We start from the raw sequence: 17,444 nt of genomic DNA, 5'->3' as shown, positions 1-17,444 counted from the left end.
CAGGATTGCAAGATGCTTGCCACTTTCGTCTAAAACGGTGTTTTACGGTTAAAGCCGCGTAAAGTCAGGAGTAAAAGCGAAGGAAGATCATTCTGCGCACCTAAGTATCTCATTCAGGCTGCCCTGGAAGAGGTAGACACGCACCAGAATGGGGCAAAAGCATAAAAAGACGGAAAGATCGCCGCTTTGCTGATTTTGTCAGCAAACGAACACACAAATGTATTTACCCCTTTGACAAGCCTCACCACCCTCGCTAATATGCGCCTCGTTCAAACGATTCCTCTGTAGTTCAGTCGGTAGAACGGCGGACTGTTAATCCGTATGTCACTGGTTCGAGTCCAGTCAGAGGAGCCATATTTAAGAAGCCTGCTTAGGAAACTAAGCAGGCTTTTTGCTTTTATGCCATTGCTCATTGCGCATATCAAAACCTCAACTTAGTCTGGCCAACACTTCATTCATAATAGCCGCAGGTATTTGTTCCAGACGCTTACCGTTCCGGGCTTCCATATCAATAGACAGGACCAACAATGAGTTGAGATGTCCGCTCTTCGCTCACTGCAGACTTTAAACTCACCCAGTACCTCCGTTCTGTGCCAGCAGCGGCGTTTTCTATCGCCGCTGATATATTAATCAATGGAGAGCAGGCCATATTTATAATATAAATTGACGGATACGCTGAATTTTACAGGAACATCTCCAATGAATATTGCCGCCTCAATTGCCCTTTTGGGCGCTTGCCCATTTGTGAGTCTGGCGGCAGTACCGGTGACCTTTTCCGAAACTGTCCTGGATGCCGCAGGGCCAAAAGGCCCTTTGAAAGGCACGTTACTCACCCCGAATTCAAAACCAACAGCCGTTGTTCTTATCGTTCCTGGCTCCGGGCCAACCGATCGGGATGGAAACAACCCGCTTGGTGTGAACGCATCGCCTTACCGACTTCTTGCTGAAGGCCTGGCTGCCAAAGGTTTTGCGACGCTTCGTATCGACAAACGTGGAATGTTCGCTAGCGCAATGGCCGTAGACGATGCCAATGCGGTGACGATTGCTGACTATGTTGACGACATTCGATCCTGGGTAGACGTGCTTCGACGTCACATGCACACCCCCTGTATTTGGGTTTTAGGGCACAGCGAAGGGGGCGTAGTCGCACTTGCCTCGGCTCAAGAAGAGAATGTGTGCGGTGTGGTTCTTATCGCAACGCCCGGGAGGCCGATGGGCGAGGTGTTGAGGGGGCAACTTAACGCTAATCCGGAAAATGAAATTCTATTAAAGCAGGCGCTGCCGATAATTGATGCTCTGGAGCATCGGCGGCGAGTCGATATTACGAATATTCACCCAGCACTGCAAAGTATCTTTAATCCTGCTGTTCAGGGGTTTTTGATCAATGCATTTTCATATAATCCGGGTCATCTCATTTCGAGTATTTCCAAACCCGTGTTAGTGCTACAAGGGCAACGCGATCTCCAGGTGGAAGAAACGGATGCAAGACTGCTTAAGGCCGCGAATCCTCAAGCGTCCCTGGTTATACTGCCCAATATGAACCATGTTATGAAAGAGGTGACTTCGGACGATCGCAAAGCGAATATCGCGACATACGCTGAACCCGCGCTCCCCTTAGCTCCCGGTTTAATCGACTCGATTGAGCATTTCCTGATCCGCAACTCACCTTTTCCCGAAAAGTAACAGCTGCTCTGCTCTCGGTGTCCTCCCAAAAACGGTTTACTTTTAAAGAGTTCAGCATGCTTTAAAGCATTCGTCTGCTCCATGCTCACAGCAGACATGGTCAGATGTCATTCCAACCGTCACATGCCAGAAGCAGACTCCCCTTCCCCATCCGATATCCACCTCATAACATTTTTATAAATAACAACGCATTAAGAAGTTCAACGTAATACAATTATATTTCTAATTGTAATGATAACCATTCTCATATTACTATAATCGCGTGATAATTAACTTTTGATACATTCCACATGTCTGACCACGCCACTACCACTGCTTCCTTTACGCTCGAGTCGCTTTATGGCGCACATCACGGCTGGTTGAAAAGCTGGCTGACGCGCAAACTCCAGTCCGCCTTTGATGCAGATGACATTGCCCAGGACACTTTTCTACGGGTAATGGGCAGCGACTCGCTCTCGACGATCCGCGATCCGCGCTCCTTTCTGTGCACTCTCGCCAAACGGGTGATGGTCGACCTGTTTCGCCGAAACGCGCTGGAAAAAGCCTATCTGGAGATGTTGGCGCTTATGCCGGAGGCGCTCGCGCCTTCCCCCGAGGAACGCGAGAGCCAGCTCGAAACCCTGCAACTCATCGACAGCATGCTTGACGGGCTGAACGGAAAAACACGAGAAGCGTTTCTGCTTTCGCAACTGGATGGTCTGACATACAGCGAGATCGCGCTGAAGCTCGGTATCTCCGTCAGCTCGGTGAAAAAGTATATGGCAAAGGCTATCGAACATTGTCTGCTGTTTCGTCTGGAGCACGGTCTGTGAACGCTTCTATCACCGATTCTCGCCGCCAGGCATTGCGCTCGGCATCGCACTGGTATGCTGTATTGAGCGGCGAGCGTGTCAGCCCACAGCAAGAAGCGCGCTGGCAACAATGGTACGAAGAGGACAAAGATCATCAGTGGGCATGGCAACAGGTTGAAAACCTGCGCAGCCAGCTCAGCCGCGTACCGGGCGATGTTGCCAGCCGGGCGCTGCACGATACGCGCCTTACCCGTCGTCATGTCATGAAAGGGCTACTGCTGCTACTCGGCGTAGGCGGCGGCTGGCAGCTCTGGCAGTCTGAAGCCGGTGAAGGTCTGCGCGCGGATTACCGCACCGCCAAAGGCGCGGTCAGCCATCAGCGGCTGGAAGATGGTTCTCTGCTGACGCTCAACACACAAAGCGCCGCGGATGTTCGTTTTGATACGCGTCAACGCGCTGTCCATCTCTGGTACGGCGAAATTGCTATTACCACCGCAAAAGACGCGCAGCAGAGACCTTTCCGCGTTGTGACCCGCCAGGGCCAGCTCACCGCATTAGGCACAGAATTTACCGTCTACCAGCAGGACAACGTCACACGCGTTGTCGTTCAACAACATGCTGTAGAAGTCTTACTGGCAAATCGTCCGCAGGAAAAACGCATCGTCAGCGCTGGCGAGAGCCTGCAGTTTAGCGCGTCTGAATTTGGTGCAATAGCCTCAGCGGATGATGAAAGCGCCACCTGGACGCAGGGCATTCTGAGCTTCAGCGATAAACCTTTGAGTGAAGTGATTGCCACGCTGAGCCGTTATCGCAACGGCGTGCTGCGCTGCGATCCGGCTGTAGCCGGGTTACGCCTGAGTGGCACTTTCCCGCTGAAAAATACTGATGCAATCCTGGATGTTATTGCCAAGACTCTTCCAGTTAAAATTCAGTCAGTTACGCGATACTGGGTAAATATTTCCGCACTGTAAGAAAAATAATTCTCATTTCGATTGTCCTTTTTCCCCTTCTCATTCGACTCATAGATGAACACAACAAAAATGATGATGGAGAAGGTATGACGCCTTTACGCGTTTTTCGCAAAACAACACCTTTGGTTAACGCCGTTCGTCTGAGCCTGCTGCCGCTGGCCGGGCTGTCGTTATCCGCCTTCGCAGCGCAGGTTGATATTGCACCGGGTTCGCTCGACAAAGCCCTTAATCAGTATGCCGCGCTCAGCGGAATTACCCTGTCGGTTGACGCCAGCCTGACGCGCGGCAAACAGAGTAACGGTCTTCACGGTGACTACGACGTCGAAACCGGCCTGCAACACCTGCTGAACGGTAGTGGCCTGCAGGTGAAACCGCTGGGTAATAACAGCTGGACGCTGGAGCCCGCACCAACACCGCAAGAAGATGCCCTGACCGTGGTGGGCGACTGGCTGGGGGATGCGCGCGAAAACGACGTATTCGAGCATGCCGGCGCACGTGACGTTATCCGCCGTGAGGATTTTGCCAAAACCGGCGCAACATCCATGCGCGAGGTACTGAACCGCATTCCTGGCGTTACCGCCCCAGAAAACAACGGCACCGGTAGCCACGATCTGGCAATGAACTTTGGTATTCGCGGCCTGAACCCGCGCCTGGCCAGCCGTTCAACGGTGCTGATGGACGGTATTCCCGTGCCGTTTGCCCCTTACGGCCAGCCGCAGCTTTCACTGGCGCCCGTCTCACTCGGAAATATGGACGCCATCGACGTGGTTCGCGGCGGTGGCGCGGTGCGTTACGGGCCACAGAGCGTGGGCGGTGTGGTGAACTTTGTTACCCGCGCTATTCCGCAAGACTTCGGCATCGAAGCCGGCGTGGAAGGCCAGCTCAGCCCAACATCTTCACAAAATAACCCAAAAGAAACGCACAACCTGATGGTGGGCGGCACGGCGGATAACGGTTTTGGTACCGCCCTGCTTTACTCCGGTACACGTGGAAGCGACTGGCGCGAACACAGCGCGACCCGCATCGACGACCTGATGCTGAAAAGCAAATATGCGCCAAACGAAGTGCATACCTTCAACAGTCTGTTGCAATACTACGACGGTGAAGCCGACATGCCCGGCGGCCTGTCTCGCGCGGATTACGACGCCGACCGCTGGCAATCCACGCGCCCTTACGATCGCTTCTGGGGGCGCCGCAAGCTGGCAAGCCTCGGCTATCAGTTCCAGCCGGACAGCCAACATAAATTCAATATTCAGGGCTTCTACACTGAAACCCTGCGCAGCGGCTACCTGGAACAGGGAAAACGCCTCACCCTTTCACCGCGTAACTACTGGGTACGCGGCATTGAACCACGCTACAGTCAGAGCTTTATGGTGGGTCCTTCCGCGCACGAAGTGGGCGTGGGATACCGTTATGTGAGCGAGTCGACGCATGAAATGCGTTACTACACTGCCACCAGCAGTGGACAACTGCCGTCCAGCGCCAGCCCTTACGATCGCGATACTCGTTCCGGCACCGAAGCGCACGCCTGGTATCTGGATGACAAAATCGACATTGGCAACTGGACTATCACACCGGGTATGCGCTTTGAACATATCGAGTCATACCAGAACAACGCCATCAAAGGCACACATGAGGAAGTAAGCTACAACGCCCCACTTCCGGCGCTAAATGTGCTTTATCACCTGACTGATAGCTGGAATCTTTATGCAAACACTGAAGGCTCATTCGGCACCGTACAGTACAGCCAAATTGGCAAGGCTGTGCAAAGCGGCAATGTGGAACCGGAAAAAGCGCGAACCTGGGAGCTCGGAACCCGATACGACGATGGCGCGCTGACGGCGGAAATGGGGCTGTTCCTGATTAACTTTAATAATCAGTACGATTCCAACCAAACCAACGACACCGTTACTGCACGCGGTAAAACGCGTCATACCGGACTGGAAACTCAGACTCGCTATGATCTCGGCACATTGACGCCAACGCTCGACAACGTTTCAGTCTACGCAAGCTATGCGTATGTGAACGCTGAGATTCGCGAGAAAGGCGATACCTATGGCAATCAGGTGCCGTTCTCGCCGAAACACAAAGGCACGTTGGGCGTGGACTATAAGCCGGGCAACTGGACCTTCAACCTGAATAGCGATTTCCAGTCCAGCCAGTTTGCGGATAACGCCAACACCGTTAAAGAGAGCGCTGATGGCAGTACCGGTCGCATCCCTGGCTTTATGCTCTGGGGCGCACGCGTAGCCTATGACTTCGGCCCGCAGATGGCAGACCTGAACCTGGCGTTCGGTGTGAAAAATATCTTCGACCAAGAGTATTTCATCCGCTCTTACGACGACAACAACAAAGGCATCTACGCAGGCCAGCCGCGCACGCTGTATATGCAGGGTTCGTTGAAGTTCTAAACCCCCGTTTACCCGGCCTGCATGCTGTTTTTGTAGGTCGGGCAAACGAAACGCCACCCGACGCAGGCAATTTACATGTTCACACCATTACGCACGCTATTCGCCGCTCTGCTGCTCACCGGCCATGCTTTTGCCGCCACGGTTCATGACGAACATGGCACCTTTACGCTTGATAAAACGCCACAACGGATAGTGGTGCTGGAACTGTCGTTCGCGGACGCACTGGCTGCTGTCGATGTCAGTCCGGTCGGCATTGCCGACGATAACGATGCCACACGCATTCTTCCAGAGGTTCGTGCCCATCTGAAACCCTGGCAGTCTGTCGGCACGCGTGCGCAGCCGAGTTTAGAAGCCATCAGCGCGCTGAAACCGGATCTGATCATTGCCGACAGCAGCCGCCATGCGGGTATTTACATCGCCTTACAGCAAATAGCACCTGTGCTGCTGCTCAAGTCTCGCAATGAAACCTACGCTGAAAATCTGCAATCTGCGGCCATCGTCGGTGAAATTGTGGGTAAAAAAGCACAGATGCAGTCACGCCTGGCGCAACACCAACAACAGATGTCAGCGTGGGCCAGCCAACTGCCAAAAGACACGATGGTGGTGTTTGGTACGTCCCGGGAGCAGCAGTTCAACCTGCATACTCAGGAGACCTGGACCGGGGGCGTCCTGACCTCTCTGGGGCTGACGGTGCCTGCAGCTATGGCGGGTTCGTCTATGCCGTCCATCGGTCTGGAACAGCTGCTGGCGCTCAATCCGGCATGGCTGCTGGTCGCGCACTATCGTGAAGAGAGCATCGTGAAACGCTGGCAACAAGACCCGCTGTGGCAGATGTTAACTGCGGCGCAAAAACAGCAGACGGCGTCGGTCGACAGTAACGCCTGGGCGCGGATGCGCGGCATTTTCGCAGCCGAACGCATTGCCAGCGACACGGTAAAAATCTTTCACCACCAGCCTTTATCCGATGTGAAATGACAGTTTTCAAACATCCAGCGCTACAGTGGGGGCTCCCCCTTGTCGCGCTTATCGCTATCTTCTGGCTGAGTCTGTTTTGCTACTCGGCCATTCCTGTTTCCGGCGTTGACGCCATTCACGCCCTGTTACCAGGCCATACGCCGACGCTTCCACAAGCGCTGGTGCAAAACCTTCGTTTGCCGAGAAGCCTGGTCGCCATTTTGATCGGCGCAAGCCTGGCTCTGGCGGGAACGCTGCTGCAGACCCTGACGCATAATGCAATGGCCTCCCCTTCACTACTCGGTATTAACAGTGGCGCAGCGCTGACGATGGCGCTTACCAGCGCTATCAGCCCTGCGCCCGTTACGGGTTACTCCATCGCCTTTATCGCCGCCTGCGGCGGTGGCGTAAGCTGGCTGATGGTGATGACCGCAGGTGGTGGATTTCGCCACACCCAGGACAGAAACAAACTGATCCTCGCGGGCATCGCGTTCTCGGCTTTCTGCATGGCCCTTACCCGCATCACCCTGCTGCTGACGGAAGATCACGCCTACGGCATTTTTTACTGGCTTGCGGGAGGCGTATCCCACGCACGTTGGCAGGAGTTCTGGCAGCTTTTCCCAATGGTAGTGGTTGCTGTACCGGTGGTATTGCTGCTGGCTAATCAACTGAACCTGCTTAACGTCAGTGACAGCACCGCCCGCACGCTGGGGGTGAATCTGCCGAAGCTCCGTTTGATCATCAATGTTCTGGTGCTGCTTCTGGTCGGTACCTGCGTCAGCGTGGCAGGTCCGGTGGCGTTTATCGGTCTGCTGATGCCGCATCTGGCTCGCTTCTGGGTAGGATTCGATCAGCGCAAGGTCCTGCCGATGAGCATGCTTATGGGCGCCACGCTGCTGCTGCTGGCTGATGTTCTGGCCCGAGCGCTGGCCTTCCCTGGCGAATTGCCCGCGGGGGCAGTAGTGGCGCTGATTGGTGCACCCTGTTTTGTCTGGCTGGTCAGGAGGCGTGGATGAAAATTGCGTTCGTCATTTTCATCGCCCTCGCGCTGGCAGGACTTTCGGTTTTGTCACTACAAATGGGGGTGCTCGCCGTTCCCTGGCGTGCTCTGCTGAGCGACTGGCAGACCGGGCGCGAATATCATTTCGTATTAACGTCGTACCGCCTGCCGCGACTGCTGCTGGCGCTGCTTGTTGGTGCAGCCCTCGCGGTGGCAGGCGTGCTGGTGCAAGGGATCGTGCGTAACCCTCTGGCATCACCGGATATCCTCGGCGTAAACCATGCTGCTAGTCTTGCCTCTGTGGGCGCGCTGCTTCTCTTACCGTCACTACCGGTGATTACTCTGCCGCTACTGGCCTTTGCCGGTGGCATGGCGGGCCTGATCCTGCTGAGAATACTGGCGAACACCAGCCAGCCGATGAAGCTGGCGCTCACGGGTGTTGCGCTCTCTGCCTGCTGGGCCAGCCTGACGGATTATCTGATGCTTTCGCGTCCGCAGGATGTGAACAACGCCCTGCTGTGGCTGACCGGCAGCTTATGGGGCCGTGACTGGAGCTTTGTGAAAATAGCCGCCCCACTGCTGATTTTGTTTCTGCCGCTGAGTCTGCGTTTTTGCCGCGATCTCGACCTCCTGGCATTGGGCGATGCGCGCGCCACCACGCTCGGTGTGTCGGTGCCGCGTATTCGGCTCCTGGCTTTGCTACTGGCCGTCGCCATGACATCGACCGGCGTGGCCGTCTGCGGCCCAATTAGCTTTATTGGTCTTGTGGTGCCGCATATGGTGCGCAGCATTACTGGTGGACGTCACCGCTGGCTGCTGCCCGTTTCAGCCATGACAGGTGCGTTACTGCTGGTGGTTGCCGACCTGCTGGCGCGAATTGTTCATCCTCCTCTGGAACTTCCGGCTGGCGTGCTGACCGCCATTATCGGTGCACCATGGTTTGTCTGGCTGCTTGTGAGAATGCGATAAATGACATTACGAACTGAAAATCTGACGGTCTGTTACGGTACAAACAAGGTGCTTGATGGCGTTTCACTCACCCTACCAGCGGGGAAGGCAATCGCCCTGCTCGGCCCTAACGGCTGCGGGAAGTCAACGTTGTTAAACTGTTTTTCACGACTGTTAACGCCGCAGTCCGGAGGCGTATTTCTCGGCGATAGTGCCATCAATACGCTCTCATCACGCCAGCTAGCCCGCAGGCTGGCGCTGCTGCCCCAGCACCATTTAACTCCCGAGGGGATCACCGTCCAGGAGCTTGTTTCGTACGGTCGCAACCCGTGGTTGTCACTCTGGGGGCGTCTCTCCGTTGAAGACAATACGCGGGTCCATGATGCTATGAACCAGACCCGGATCCAACATCTTGCCGACCGACGGTTAACCGATCTTTCTGGCGGTCAGCGACAGCGCGCATTTCTGGCGATGGTCCTGGCGCAGGATACGCCCGTTGTACTACTCGATGAGCCAACCACCTATCTCGATATCAATCATCAGGTGGAACTGATGCGGCTGATGGGCGAACTCCGGGCTCAGGGGAAAACGGTGGTCGCCGTGCTGCACGACCTTAATCAGGCCAGCCGGTACTGCGACCATCTGGTGGTCATGGCGAACGGACATGTTATGGCGCAAGGCACACCAGAAGAGGTGATGAACCCTGGATTGCTGAGAACCGTATTCAGCGTGGATACGGAGATACACCCCGAACCAGTATCTGGCAGGCCGATGTGTGTAGTGAGGTAGATGATACAGTCTGTAATGGTACCATGGCCTCAACAGGTCGCCTGTCATATCACTCACGCTGCGATGACTTTACTCTGCCCTGTGAGCTCAATCGGTCGATGCAACACTATCCTTAATCGAAGGGGGACGTTGGACGTTCACTAGAATACGGCAGATTCCGGTGTGATGATTAACCATTACGCGTGGTTGCCGTTGTATCAACGTACTATCCTGGAAAGGATAAAATCCACACATCCCTCTACAGAAACGCATAGCAATTCATAAGAAAATCTGTCTGCGCATCACCACTGATTTTTTTATGAAAATTATTTGACTGATCGTTCCATAATCAATACTATGCCGCCTCAACTCATTTCAAGTCCCACATCCCTATGAGTGCTGAAAAACCAACCTTTCCAGGTCGTCCGCGAAAGTTCGAAGCTCAGGATGTCATTGATGCTGCCGTCGCTGTTTTCAGCGCCAATGGTTATGCAGGCACCTCTGCGCAAGATTTATGCAATGGTACGGGATTAGGGCGGGGAAGCCTATACAATGCCTTTGGAAGCAAGCAAGCCCTGTACGAGCAAGCTTTGTTGCGCAGCCACGAACAAACTATGTCAGCACAGTTAACAATACTCACACAACCAGGTCTGGTAAAAGAGCGATTGCACACCCTTCTGCTCTGGGGTATTGCCGAAGATCTTTCTCAGCCAGAGCAGCATGATGCGATGGTCTTATTTTCAGCCCTGGAGATGGGCAGTAAAGATGAAGCCGTTGCGAGCCTGAATAATGAATATCGTCAGCATTTAGAAAAAACGCTGGTGTCGGTATTCATCGAAGGCCAACGAACCGGCGAACTGAACAATAAAGCATCAGCCGTCGAAATGGCGAGAGGCTTTATGGCAGGCTATTACGGTTTACGTGTACTGAATAAAAACATTACAGATAGAAAAATCCTCGAAGATGTCGTCGCTGGTCTGTTAATCAATTTATAAATTTAAGCGAAAAAATTCATTATTTACTTGCACTCATTTTTGTAACGATCATTCCAATACAAGGAAAAATAAAAAAACATGCCATTAGTCGTTTATATTTTAGGGTTAGCCATTTTTTCATTAGGTACAGCAGAGTTAATGGTGGCGGGTATGATGACCACGCTATCGGAAGCATTTGGTGTTACAGTCGGCGAAGTCGGGCATTTGATTTCATATTATGCATTCGGTGTAATGCTAGGTGGCCCGGTATTAACCTACACCTTTCTTAAGTTTAAAGCGCCCTATCGCTCAACGTTATTATGGCTGTTAGGGTTATATGTTATCGTACAAGGATTAAGCGTCTTTGCCCCTGATTACAATGTGTTAGTTGCCATTCGAATCGTGACAGGTATTTTATGTGCAGGGTGTTTAAGTCTTTCACTCGCGACAAGTATGGCTCTTGTATCTGTAGAAAATCGCCCTCGTGCCGCATCAATAGTGATAGCAGGTTTTATGGTATCCAATGTCTTTGGTGTACCTATCGCGACAATCATTGACCAGCACTGGGGCTGGAAAATGAGTTTTGGGCTGGTCGCGGTCCTGGTTTTCATATGCCTGCTAGCATTAGTACGTTTATTGCCACATATGAGCGGCGGCGGTGCTATCAAGATGGCTGAAGAGATTAAGGCATTTAAAAATAAAGCCTATTGGAAAGCCTGTGCAACCAGCTGTTTGATTTTGGGGGCAAGTTTTGCGGCATTCAGTTATTTTGTTCCCGTGCTGACTGATGTCAGTGAATTTACAATGCAGACGGTTCCCTTCATTCTGATGCTTTATGGACTAGCCAATATCATCGGGAATATGGTAACGGGACGTCTTGCATATCGCCATAGTTTAACTGTTATGGTTGTCGGCTTAACAATATTGAGTATTTCTTTGCTCGGCATGGCGCTATTTGTTCAATATCAGGTCATTGCTATTCTGGCTGTTATACTTATCGGTTTATCTGGCGTACCAATGAATCCGGCAATGATGGCAAGAATTGTCAGCGTGGCACATCCAGGGCCAATGGTCAATGCCGTTCATACTTCCGTGATCAATATTGGATTAGGTGGCGGTTCTTATTTAGGTGGAATGGCAATTTCATCTGGATTCGGTTTACGTTCAGCTCTATGGATTGGAATGGTATTAGCGGTTCTGGCTTTATTATCCGTATTACCTTATATCCGTCGTAGTAAACAAGGCTGGAGTTAATAGGTTCTGAAGATAAAAACGCCCCACTTATAAAAATTACGGGGCGTCGATTTAGCCGTTAAATTTTATTCAAAACTGACTGGCTGCATGTCGCTCAAAGTTGCCCCTCAGTTCCACGACAGGTGCGGAGTAAACCCATCCGTGTAAGTGCACAATTTTCATGCGCTACTTAAGCAGCGTGCTCCCATCAACATTCAGTCAGCTTTATACGCCTGCCACTCGCGCCAGACATTCTCAGGATCAATATCGCGGTAGCCACGCTCTCTGATTATGCCCTCGGCTGCTTCGGCTGGCAGGCGGATGGCTGTAGCGCCATCGCGAATGGACTCAACCTCATCGCGGGTCAATTCCCGTCCTATGTCCTGTTCTTTATCAATCAGAACTACGATCAACGCAGGGATAAAAACAATCTTCATACTGATAAGCCTCTGAAATATTCGCATACCACTGTATCACTGACAGTTTTGATATAGTTCAGTAATCGTTAATTTATTACCAGGACAGGAATCATTCATGACATTACAAATCCGTGAAGCCACACCTGCCGACGCGATGTTGCTTAATGCGCTGGGCTACCGCATCTACCGCGCACACTTTGAACATCTGTGGGAGTCAAAGTCTGAACTGGAAGCTTTTTTAGCAAGCGAATATTCTCTGGACGAGCTGGAACAGAGCCTGAATGAGCAAGCGGCCTGTTGGTATGTAGCAGAGACCGATAGGCCAATTGGTTTTGCGAAAGTGACCTATGAAAGCAGCATCCCTGATACGAATATGTCAGGGATGCTGCTTAACAAACTCTATCTTGATCCTGCAGACACCCGTAAAGGTTACGGTCAGGTCATGTTTGACACCGTCAAAGACCTGGCCCGGGCCAGGGGGAAAGACTTTGTATGGCTGGAGGTTCTAGAACAGAACGAACGCGCCTGTAATTTCTACCGCAAACAGGGCATGACCTTAATTAAAAGAGACTATTTCAAAACAGCTTCACAGCAGAGCGTCATCAGGATTATGGGGATTGCTGTCTAGCAGGTGACCAGTCCGCTTCGTGCCAGGAGTGGACGTTGCTAACATTAACCTCTATTTATCAATTGGGGTAGGTTACCACGTCAATGACTGGCTTAAAAAATTCCATTTAAAACAACATAAGAGTGTTTAGCAATTCAACTGAGTTGTGCCATCAATACCAAAGAAACTTGACAACTCCACGTTATCAGCTAGACCTAAAATGCTCGTCCTTAAAAAATAAACTTCCGTTAGCAACAAAGCAACGAGGTGTTCAAAAATGGCAAAGTCAGATTTGAAAATCAGATCAGTTTCTGCTGAGTCCTTAGGTTTAGATGTTAACACTGCGGTCGGGCTATCTTCAAATGGAACTGTGCATCCTGTTCCAGCTGTGGCAAGCAACGGCGATCCCATAATAGTGAATTTCTTCACTCAATCTGGAGAAAAATTACCTCGGAGCTATTATGAGTTACTGGTAAAGAATGAAAATCTTGTTCTTGATGGGTTATCTGGAGATGCAAAAATATTAATGGAATCTCGAATCGCAGAAATAAAGAAATACTTAGAGCTCACGGCATCTAAAAATTAATAAATCAACCTAAAGTAGATTCCTTATCCATACATTAACCACTATTATGAGTGGACATCTTGATGATTGACATTGTGATACCGCCATTTGCATCTCTCGAATTCCCGAGCCTCGATGCCGCTGTTGCTACACAGGTGCTAAGAGAAATGGGTATATCAGTTAATGTTAATTACATTAATCAAGATTTCTCAGAACTGATAGGCAGTTCGGTATACACATCTATTGCCAACATTCCTCCTACGCGGGGGGTCGCAGATTGGATTGGGACAGGTTCACTTTCTCGATCAAAATTTCCTGACGATACTGTTAGCTTACGAACCACTAAGACATTTGCAGATTATATAAAAAAAATATTAGATTTAACAGATGAACAAATATCACAAATTTATGAGTTGCGTGAGCTGTGGGAGTATTTTTCACCAGCTGCTGCAAAGAAAATCTATGATTCAAATCCTACTGCCGTATTTATAGTCTGCAGACATCAGCAACTAGGCGCAACAATCCGTCTTGCCAAGGCCATAAGAGCTTTAGGCTACCAAAAACCAATAATTATCTTTGGACAATACTTTTCTTCTGCCTCGCAAGCCAAAGCGATAATGGACTCATTTTCTGAAATTGACGGAGTCATTTTTCAGGGCGGAGCTGCCACTATAAAAAATAGTTTACCTGCAATCCTCTCCCTTAGAAGCGCACCAGGGTTTCTTGCACGAAATACAATAGCCACCTCCTTGCCAGCTAATTATCGCGCAGGAAATCTTACAGCAACTCCAGACTATGAAAATTACTTTGAACGTTATTACCAAGATCCATTGCAATCCGTAATTCCATTTCAAGCTAGCCACGGATGCTGGTGGGCAGACAAACGGCATTGCATATTTTGTGGATTAATAGAAGAAGGTCAGAAATATCTTGAGAAGGAATCAGGTACAGCACTCAAACAAATACTTGAGCTTGTCAATAAGCATGAGGCTATGCATATAGTCCATGCTGACCACCTTCTTTCCAAAAAGCATGAGAGAGAGCTGCTCCCTTTTATTTCTGATCTTGATCTCGACATTACTCTTTTTTTTGAAATCAAGGCATCTACTTCCAAGGCTACAATGAAGCATTTGGTGAAGGCAAATACATATATTGTAGAGATAGGGATAGAGAGTTTTGACACGGAAGTACTTTCGCTCATCCAAAAGGGAACTACCGCATTAAAGAACATTCGTATTCTCAAATGGGCTCAAGAATTAGCAATCACCCCATACTGGACACTTATGTATGGCCTGCCAGGAGAAACAGAGAAATCACTCCAGACTCAGATTGAAAAAATCAAAAAAATCTCTCATCTCCAGCCCCCCCTTCATGCTACGCCAGTGAGGCTTGAGAGAGATAGCCTAATGTTTAAGAATCCAGAAATGTATGGAATAGAAAAAATAAAACCGATTGAATCAGCTCTTCATACTTACCCTATAAGTCAAATCCTGATATCAGGTTTTTGTAGACTATTTAATTTCGAATACAAAAATATAGAACCTATAGATAACTCGGTATTTGAATTACAAGATTTAATTAAAAAGTGGAAACAAGCATGGCATCCAAACAAACTCTATTACCGCAAGGGACCTGGTTTTGTAAAGATTTGTGATATTCGCAGCGAACCGCGAACGATCACGCTACGAGGATGGCGGATGGCGGTATTTTTAGCTCTAGATGATGTTCAAACACTACAATCTTTATTTCGCTTGCTTCAGTCATTAGATTACAGCGTATCACAAGCCGACATTCAGTCGTTCTTAAGTGAAATTAACGATATCAATCTTATTCAGTGGGATGCCAATAAATTGATATCTCTAGTGCCTCGAGTCAACCTACTTCAACTTCAGTCATCTAAACTTGATACTCTTGGATTATCAAATCGTGCAGGAGGTGATATATGAATCGAGACAATCTAGCTCCCATTTATTTAAACATTGCGTCACCTTACACAACAAAAAAAATTCTCCCGCAAAAATTCCGCAAAGTGAGCCTAATAAACCCTCCTTTTGCAAATCGTAACTACCCATCACTAGCTTTAGGATTACTGAAATCTTGTCTAGTCCAGCATGGACATCAAGTCAATGTTTATTATGCAAATTTACTTTATGCTGAACTTATCGGAGTTGATGCATACGATACTTTAAGTATTGGACATTGTGAGCAAAAGGGAGAGCAGGTATTCACTCAGCTATTGCATCCTGATAGAGAGAAGGATTTTGAATTTGCAGAGTACATTAGACAGTCCCTACCACTTAACGAATTCATGGCACTTGTAAAACATGCTGAAAATTTTTTAGATACTATTGCAAAACAGGTCCTCGTTGGCAAACCAGATATTATCGGTATTACCTCGACACTTTTGCAACGGCAAGCTGCGCTTGCTCTCGCCAAAAAAATCAGACAGCTCGATGCAACGGTTGACATTGTTATGGGTGGTGCAGATTGCGAAACACCAATGGGAGAGGAATTATTGCGCAATTATCCCTTTCTTGATGCCGTATTCCATGGTGATGCAGAAGTTTCATTCGTTGAGTATGTAAATCATTTTGACGAAACTAAAGAAACAAGAAGTGATGTAAACGGCATATCTTTTAGAACAAAAGTATCTCAAGAAATTGTTACCCGGCCTCGGGCCAGCCCAACTATTCTTGATAACATACCAGTTCCAGATTATACAGATTTTATTATAGAAACTAGATTATTTGGTCAGGTTTCTGATACTTGGCAGCTACCCTATGAAACATCTCGAGGTTGTTGGTGGGGAGAAAAGCATCACTGTACTTTCTGTGGTTTAAATGGCCAGCAGATAAAATATAGATTAAAGTCAACAGAAATAATCAAGGAACAATTAGTTATTTTGCGAAGTCGACATGGACCTAGACAGGTTGTCTTTACTGATAATATCATCTCGTACGACTCAGTTCGTACAATCCTGCCGGAAATCGGAAAAATTGACGGCTTTCGATATTTTTTTGAGACTAAGGCAAATCTCAAAAAATCCGACTTAGAAATATTCAAGACTAATTTCGTCACCGCTATTCAGCCTGGAATTGAAAGGCTTAATACCCAAGCGTTAAAGCTAATGAATAAAGGAGTTAGTGCTAAACAGAATATTTATTTATTAAAATTCGCTGATGAGTTTAATATCGAAATTTTGTGGAATTACATATATGGATTCCCAAGAGAGGATTCTGACTCATTGACTGATGAAATTAAACTCATTAAGAAACTTCGATCACTCCCACCACCATACTCACATTCTAGAGTAAGAGTGGATCGATATAGCCCTCTTTTCGATGAAGGTACTAAGCATGGTATTGTCGTTGGTGCACCTACAGGTCGAGATAAATGGCTTCCATTTCCATTAGACTCTCGAACTCGGATGGCATATTTTTTTGATTTTTCTTACACTGGAGAAGATGAGTTAGAAAATAATTCCCTATGGGAACAACTTGCTTCCGAAATAGATATGTGGAAAAAACAATATCGCCCCAAAAGTCTTACTTATAGTGTTAAAGGTTCAAGTGTAATAATTCTAGATAATAGACCGATGATGGAAGCCCGTGAGATTAAAATTTCCGGGCGACTTGCTGAGGTATTTCTCAAGTGTAAAGAAGGTTTGCATGTGCGCGAATGCGGTGCGATTCAAGAAGAGCTTGAAATTCTTTTTGAATGTGAAGTCGCCGTAAAAATAGATAATCATATAATATCACTACCAATTCTAGTGAATAGGTAAAGCTATTCTGCCACGGAAGGTGGTTATAATAGGGCATGCGATGCATAGCTGGATTGTAAAGGTTCCTATTTTACACAAATGTACTGACCATTCTCAGCACCTACTTCCAGCTTATCAGCATAAGAGATAATTTTGCGCTATTGGAAGTTTAATCCAGATACCAGTCAAACATCACTTCGTTCTTCATACTGGGAGTGTTCTGTTAATGGTCAATGGAAACTGGTAATACATCAGTTCCCACCGGACGCGGGGGACGTATAGGTTCAAAATACAACTTCCGCTCCTCGCTCACAGCGGGCCTAACGGACTTGCTTTAGGTCTGCTCCATGCAAGGAGCGG

At 49.0% G+C, this 17,444-nt stretch carries 15 protein-coding genes, 1 tRNA gene and 1 pseudogene; 15 read left to right on the top strand and 2 right to left on the bottom strand.

Going from position 1 to position 17,444, the window contains the following annotated elements; all coding sequences use genetic code 11:
- Positions 1-278 precede the first annotated feature (278 nt).
- Positions 279-354: transfer RNA gene (locus tag OGX97_RS12065), tRNA-Asn, on the top strand.
- Positions 355-429: 75 nt separating this feature from the next.
- On the opposite strand, the pseudogene OGX97_RS12060 reads toward OGX97_RS12065, so the two are convergent.
- Positions 430-516 (bottom strand): annotated as a pseudogene (locus OGX97_RS12060) (type II toxin-antitoxin system PemK/MazF family toxin); the annotation flags it as partial.
- A gap of 183 nt (positions 517-699) precedes the next feature.
- On the opposite strand from OGX97_RS12060, the gene OGX97_RS12055 reads away from it, so the two are divergent.
- From OGX97_RS12055 to OGX97_RS12010, 10 genes are all read left to right on the top strand, one after another.
- The gene (locus tag OGX97_RS12055; protein ID WP_279850532.1) at positions 700-1,683 is read left to right on the top strand and encodes an alpha/beta hydrolase; all 984 of its coding nucleotides are present in this window, start codon (positions 700-702) and stop codon (positions 1,681-1,683) included.
- Positions 1,684-1,973: 290 nt separating this feature from the next.
- On the top strand, positions 1,974-2,495 hold the full coding sequence (fecI, locus tag OGX97_RS12050; protein ID WP_008784388.1) for a ferric citrate uptake sigma factor FecI: 522 nt from the start codon (positions 1,974-1,976) through the stop codon (positions 2,493-2,495).
- Positions 2,492-3,445, top strand: a complete 954-nt coding sequence (gene fecR / locus OGX97_RS12045; RefSeq protein ID WP_118262358.1) for a ferric citrate uptake sigma factor regulator FecR — start codon at positions 2,492-2,494, stop codon at positions 3,443-3,445. The genes fecI and fecR overlap by 4 nt, the downstream gene beginning before the upstream one ends.
- Before the next feature lie 86 nt (positions 3,446-3,531).
- Positions 3,532-5,856 carry a TonB-dependent Fe(3+) dicitrate receptor FecA gene (gene fecA / locus OGX97_RS12040; protein ID WP_279850529.1) on the top strand — a complete coding sequence of 775 codons (2,325 nt, stop codon included), beginning with the start codon at positions 3,532-3,534 and terminating at the stop codon, positions 5,854-5,856.
- Between the two features lie 75 nt (positions 5,857-5,931).
- Positions 5,932-6,831, top strand: a complete 900-nt coding sequence (locus OGX97_RS12035; protein WP_279850528.1) for a Fe(3+) dicitrate ABC transporter substrate-binding protein FecB — start codon at positions 5,932-5,934, stop codon at positions 6,829-6,831.
- A complete protein-coding gene (fecC, locus tag OGX97_RS12030; RefSeq protein ID WP_279850527.1) occupies positions 6,828-7,826 on the top strand; it encodes an iron-dicitrate ABC transporter permease FecC in 999 nt (332 codons plus the stop codon). The genes OGX97_RS12035 and fecC overlap by 4 nt, the downstream gene beginning before the upstream one ends.
- Positions 7,823-8,779 carry a Fe(3+) dicitrate ABC transporter permease subunit FecD gene (gene fecD, locus OGX97_RS12025; protein ID WP_279850526.1) on the top strand — a complete coding sequence of 319 codons (957 nt, stop codon included), beginning with the start codon at positions 7,823-7,825 and terminating at the stop codon, positions 8,777-8,779. The genes fecC and fecD overlap by 4 nt, the downstream gene beginning before the upstream one ends.
- Positions 8,780-9,547 carry a Fe(3+) dicitrate ABC transporter ATP-binding protein FecE gene (gene fecE, locus OGX97_RS12020; RefSeq protein WP_128611809.1) on the top strand — a complete coding sequence of 256 codons (768 nt, stop codon included), beginning with the start codon at positions 8,780-8,782 and terminating at the stop codon, positions 9,545-9,547.
- 371 nt (positions 9,548-9,918) lie between these two features.
- On the top strand, positions 9,919-10,521 hold the full coding sequence (locus tag OGX97_RS12015) for a TetR/AcrR family transcriptional regulator (RefSeq protein WP_279850525.1): 603 nt from the start codon (positions 9,919-9,921) through the stop codon (positions 10,519-10,521).
- Between the two features lie 78 nt (positions 10,522-10,599).
- Positions 10,600-11,754, top strand: coding sequence for an MFS transporter (locus tag OGX97_RS12010; RefSeq protein ID WP_079934884.1), 1,155 nt, complete (start codon positions 10,600-10,602; stop codon positions 11,752-11,754).
- A 194-nt stretch (positions 11,755-11,948) separates the two neighbouring features.
- Here OGX97_RS12010 and OGX97_RS12005 read toward each other — a convergent pair whose 3' ends face one another.
- On the bottom strand, positions 11,949-12,170 hold the full coding sequence (locus OGX97_RS12005) for a hypothetical protein (protein WP_235124270.1): 222 nt from the start codon (positions 12,168-12,170) through the stop codon (positions 11,949-11,951).
- 97 nt (positions 12,171-12,267) lie between these two features.
- Here OGX97_RS12005 and OGX97_RS12000 point away from each other — a divergent pair, with 97 nt between their 5' ends.
- From OGX97_RS12000 to OGX97_RS11985, 4 genes are all read left to right on the top strand, one after another.
- Positions 12,268-12,780 carry a GNAT family N-acetyltransferase gene (locus OGX97_RS12000; protein ID WP_128611807.1) on the top strand — a complete coding sequence of 171 codons (513 nt, stop codon included), beginning with the start codon at positions 12,268-12,270 and terminating at the stop codon, positions 12,778-12,780.
- Positions 12,781-13,036: 256 nt separating this feature from the next.
- The gene (locus OGX97_RS11995; protein WP_235124272.1) at positions 13,037-13,345 is read left to right on the top strand and encodes a hypothetical protein; all 309 of its coding nucleotides are present in this window, start codon (positions 13,037-13,039) and stop codon (positions 13,343-13,345) included.
- 62 nt (positions 13,346-13,407) lie between these two features.
- A complete protein-coding gene (locus OGX97_RS11990; RefSeq protein WP_235124282.1) occupies positions 13,408-15,270 on the top strand; it encodes a RiPP maturation radical SAM C-methyltransferase in 1,863 nt (620 codons plus the stop codon).
- The gene (locus OGX97_RS11985) at positions 15,267-17,105 is read left to right on the top strand and encodes a RiPP maturation radical SAM C-methyltransferase (RefSeq protein ID WP_181596688.1); all 1,839 of its coding nucleotides are present in this window, start codon (positions 15,267-15,269) and stop codon (positions 17,103-17,105) included. The genes OGX97_RS11990 and OGX97_RS11985 overlap by 4 nt, the downstream gene beginning before the upstream one ends.
- Positions 17,106-17,444: the final 339 nt, after the last annotated feature.

The organism is Citrobacter sp. Cpo061, assembly GCF_030332845.1.
GTDB lineage: Bacteria > Pseudomonadota > Gammaproteobacteria > Enterobacterales > Enterobacteriaceae > Citrobacter > Citrobacter portucalensis.
Note: the sequence above shows the minus strand (reverse complement) of the source record. Positions and strands in the feature narration are given on the sequence as shown.